Origin of the sequence: Pseudoalteromonas sp. SG43-7 (assembly GCF_014164295.1) — a bacterium.
Lineage (GTDB): Bacteria > Pseudomonadota > Gammaproteobacteria > Enterobacterales > Alteromonadaceae > Pseudoalteromonas > Pseudoalteromonas rhizosphaerae.
This window is the reverse complement of record NZ_JACJEY010000108.1, coordinates 1-4,390: the sequence shown is the minus strand read 5'-3', so window position 1 is coordinate 4,390 and position 4,390 is coordinate 1. Positions and strand designations below refer to the sequence as shown.

The following is a 4,390-nucleotide window of genomic DNA, read 5'->3' as shown; positions in this document are numbered from 1 at the left end:
CCCTATTCTTTCAATTAATGATAGCGCTGTCATTTTATCTTTTATATGATGGAGGTGAATAAATAATAATAAATAACAGATTACGTGGGGGGAAATGCGTAGTCTTAGGGTATACAACGAGGAGAGAGCAATGGATTTTAAAAAGCGAACTTTAGCAAGTTTGATCGCGATAATGCCATTAATGGCGCAGGCGCAGTTTTCGCAAAATGATGTGAATAACTTTGCCAAAGAAACCACCCTGACATTTGCTGTGGTTGATAACTTTCATAATAAAGCCGCTGGTTTTTTAGGGACAATTACACTAAACAACCAATCTGATGTTGCACTTCCTGCAGGTGAAAGTGACTGGCAGTTGTATATTCACTCAGTTCGTAAGATCAGTACTGAGCTAGTTGCGGGTTTAAATATTGAACACGTAAATGGCGATTTACACCGCATTACCCCAACTAAAAACTTTACAGGGTTAGCTTCAGGTAAAAGCTTAGTACTTGAGTTTGACGCTCAAGTTTGGGTGGTTGCTTATTCTGACTTTATGCCACGTGCTTTTTTTGTCTCTGGTGATAATAAACCGGCTATTTTTGCAAATACTGACAGTGAAGATATGACCCAGTTTGTTGCACCGTTTGAGCGTGAAAATCAACTGCGCCGTTATAACGAGCCAAAAGATTTAACGGTATTAGTCACCCCACAAGTGCGTTTTGAGCGTAATCAACAAACGACAAGTCAAGTATCGCAACAAGACGCATTAAAGCGGATCATTCCAAAGCCACAAAAAGTAGAGTTTAATCGCGGTACTGCAACACTTGATAGCAGCTGGCAGATCACTTTCCAAGGTCAGTTAAAGAACGAAGTCATGGTGTTTATGCAAGATTTGCAAGATGACTATGGCCTGACCTTAAAAGCCCAGCCAGATCACATCAAACTAGCAAAAGAAAAACTGATCAGCTTAAAAGTAAATCCACAGTTGGCCGGTGGTAAATCAGAAAGTTACACTCTTGAGATAGATGACGATCGTATTGAAATTGTTGGGAGTGATAATGCCGGTGTATTCTATGCCATGCAGAGCTTACTTAATCTACTCCCGGCAAATAGCCAAGGTATTGTAGACATTCCACAACTTGAGATTGAAGACAGCCCTCGTTATACCTGGCGTGGCATGCACTATGATAATGGCCGCAATTACCACGGCAAAGACGCTATGTTCAAATTAGTTGAGCAAATGGCGCGTTATAAAATGAATAAACTACATTGGCACTTTTCAGAAGATGAAGGTTGGCGCTTAGAAATTCCAGGATTACCAGAGCTAACTGATATTGGTGGTTATCGCTGTTTTGACCTTGAAGAAAAAGAATGTCTGTTAACACAGCTAGGAACCGGACCATTTAAATCGGGCTCAGGTAATGGTTACTTAACTCGTAGTGAGTTTGTTGAATTATTAAAGTTTGCTAAAGACCGCCATATTCAGATTATTCCAGAAATTGAAGGGCCGGGGCATGCTCGCGCATCAATTAAAGCAATGGAAGCACGTTATCATAAGCTTGCCGATGAGGCGCAACGAGTAGCCAAAAATAAGCTTGTTAATAAAAAGAATGCGGGGAAAGAGACTCAGCAAGTCGATATCAGTGCTGCAACCCAGTATTTATTGAGTGATCCAAAAGACACCTCGGTTTATATGACGGTGCAAAACTACAAAGATAACTCGATGAACGTATGTATGGATTCAACCTACGCCTTTTTAGATAAGGTTACCTACGAATTACAACAAATGTACCGCGAAGCCGGTGTGCAATTGACTAACTTGCACTTTGGTGGTGATGAAGTAGGGGCTGGCTCATGGGTTGGCTCGCCAATATGCCAAGCAATGTTTGCCGATCCAAATAATGGTGTTGCCGGTGCCGCAGATCTTAAACCTTACTTTACACAACGTGTGGCCAAGTTACTTGAAAAACGCGGGATTTCGCCTGGTGCATGGGAAGATGGTTTAATGTATGACCAAACAAACCCATTTAAGCGCGACGAGTTTCCAAACAAAACCTTTACAGCAAACGTCTGGGACAATATTTGGGAGTGGGGTGTTGCAGACAGAGCTTATCGCCTTGCCAATGCTGGCTACCAAGTGATTCTATCGCATGGTACACACTTATACTTTGACCACCCTTATGAAGCTCACCCAGAAGAACGTGGGTATTATTGGGCAACTCGCTATACCGATACTAAAAAAGCATTTAATTATATGCCAGACGATGTGTATGCAAATGCCGATTACACCCGAACACGGGAGCCGATAGATAACCTTGAAGCTTTAGTTGGTCGTCCACTACCAAAATTAGAAAAGCCAGAAAACATCTTAGGTATGCAAGGACAAGTTTGGTCTGAAACTATTCGAACCGAAGATCAAGTATTGGCAATGATATTCCCGCGTATTCTGTCTGTTGCTGAGCGTGCATGGCATAAAGCACCATGGGAAGGCGAGCAGGTTGATCGTAAAAGCCAAGAAAAAGGCTGGGCACAATTCTCTGCTGCAGTTGGTTTGAAAGAGCTTAATAAATTGGCCAATGCAGGCATAACTTTACATTTGCCGGTACCCGGTGGCGTGATTAACAATGGTCAGCTTGAGGTTAATACGCCATTTACATATTTAAATACCGAGTATAGTTTAGATAATGGCGCGAGTTGGCAGCAATATACAGCTCCGATCAGTGTTTCTGAACAGCAGTCTGTAGCATTACGTAGTAGCTTAGATAGCAAACTAAAAAGCAGAATTACTCATATAAATTAATATATTAGTAACTAATTACGTTTTGAAAGGGCCATAAAGGCCCTTTTTTGTGTCGTTGTAAAATAAATTGTTACTAGTAATATGGCGGTAATTAACGTAAAGTTTTATGGCAGCGCTGTCATTTTTGTTTCGACATTGTCATTTAAATGTCGCCAAGGTGTTATAAAATACAGCAACGCTAATCGTCGATTTAAGTTTTTTGAACTTAATTGCAATAAATAATTATAACGATAGCTCGCAATAAGAAGAAGTTTTATGGAAGCCACAGTGTCAAAAATAAATAAACAAAGTAATTTTATACCCATGGCCATTGTTGCCACTTTATTTTTTATCCTAGGTTTTGCAACCTGGTTAAATGGTTCACTAATGCCATACTTAAAACAAGTATTACAGCTGAGTCCATTTCAAGCCTCACTGATTTTATTCTCGTTTTATATAGCGGTGACGTTTACTGCTGTACCGTCGGCGATGATCATTCGTAAAGTCGGTTATAAAAATGGTATGGCACTCGGTATGGCAACCATGATGGTGGCAGGTTTATTATTTATTCCAGCTGCAAAAACTCAAGTGTTTGTGCTGTTTTTATTTGCGCAGTTGGTTATGGGGGCAGGACAAACCTTGCTGCAAACTGCAGTTAACCCGTATGTTGTTCGGATTGGGCCTGAGGAATCGGCCGCAGCACGTGTCAGCATCATGGGGATATTGAATAAAGGCGCTGGCGTAATTGCGCCAATCGTATTTACAGCATTAATTCTAAGCGATTTTACTGGCCTTGTTGGTAAAGATTTATCACAAGCTGAAATTGACTCAATGGCAAATAGCCTTATCTATCCATACTTAGGCATGGCTTTATTTATTGGTGCATTGGCATTTGCAGTGACAAAAATGCCATTACCAGAGCTTATTGATGATGAGGAGCAAGGTGCTAAAGGACAATTAAAAGAAGCACTTTCTCACCCAAGCCTAGCATTAGGAGTGGTTGCATTATTCGTTTATGTAGCCGTGGAGGTGATTGCAGGCGATACCATTGGTACTTTTGCATTGTCGCTAGGTATTGAAAAATATAGTGTCATGACCTCTTATACAATGAGCTGCATGGTGTTAGGTTATATAGTTGGTATTGTGCTTATTCCGCGTGTTATTTCGCAGCAAGCAGCGCTAAGTGTGTCTGCAATTTTAGGCTGTGTATTAACACTTACCGTGGTATTTAGCGATACTAGTTCAGTTGTGATCGCAACAGCGCTTGGTTTAGAAGTGCAATTACCAGATACACTATTGATGATAGCTGTGTTAGGATTTGCTAATGCTATTGTATGGCCTGCGGTATGGCCGTTAGCGTTGTCTGGGTTAGGTAAATTAACCAGTGTTGGTTCTGGCCTGCTTGTAATGGGCATCGCCGGTGGTGCATTTGGTCCTCTATTTTGGGGTCTAGCAAGTGGTGGTGTGGATTCTGCCGCGGCCCAGCAGGGCGCTTATATCGTAATGTTACCTTGTTATTTATTCATTCTTTTCTATGCTGTAAAAGGGCACAAGATGAAAAGCTGGAAGTAAGATTAAAGTTCAAAATTTAAAGTTAAAAGTTTAGCTTTTTTGAACCTTGATACTATAACC

The 4,390-nt window shown here is 41.0% G+C and carries 2 protein-coding genes; both read left to right on the top strand.

Annotated elements, in window-relative coordinates; genetic code table 11:
* Positions 1-130: 130 nt before the first annotated feature.
* Positions 131-2,779, top strand: a complete 2,649-nt coding sequence (locus H5200_RS22740) for a family 20 glycosylhydrolase (protein WP_182762759.1) — start codon at positions 131-133, stop codon at positions 2,777-2,779.
* A 255-nt stretch (positions 2,780-3,034) separates the two neighbouring features.
* Positions 3,035-4,330, top strand: a complete 1,296-nt coding sequence (gene nagP / locus H5200_RS22735; protein WP_182762757.1) for an N-acetylglucosamine MFS transporter NagP — start codon at positions 3,035-3,037, stop codon at positions 4,328-4,330.
* Positions 4,331-4,390: the final 60 nt, after the last annotated feature.

Coding starts and splice junctions, on each gene's coding strand:
- nagP (WP_182762757.1), top strand. CDS start 3,035: ATGGAAGCCACAGTGTCAAAAATAAATAAACAAAGTAATTTTATACCC.
- H5200_RS22740 (WP_182762759.1), top strand. CDS start 131: ATGGATTTTAAAAAGCGAACTTTAGCAAGTTTGATCGCGATAATGCCA.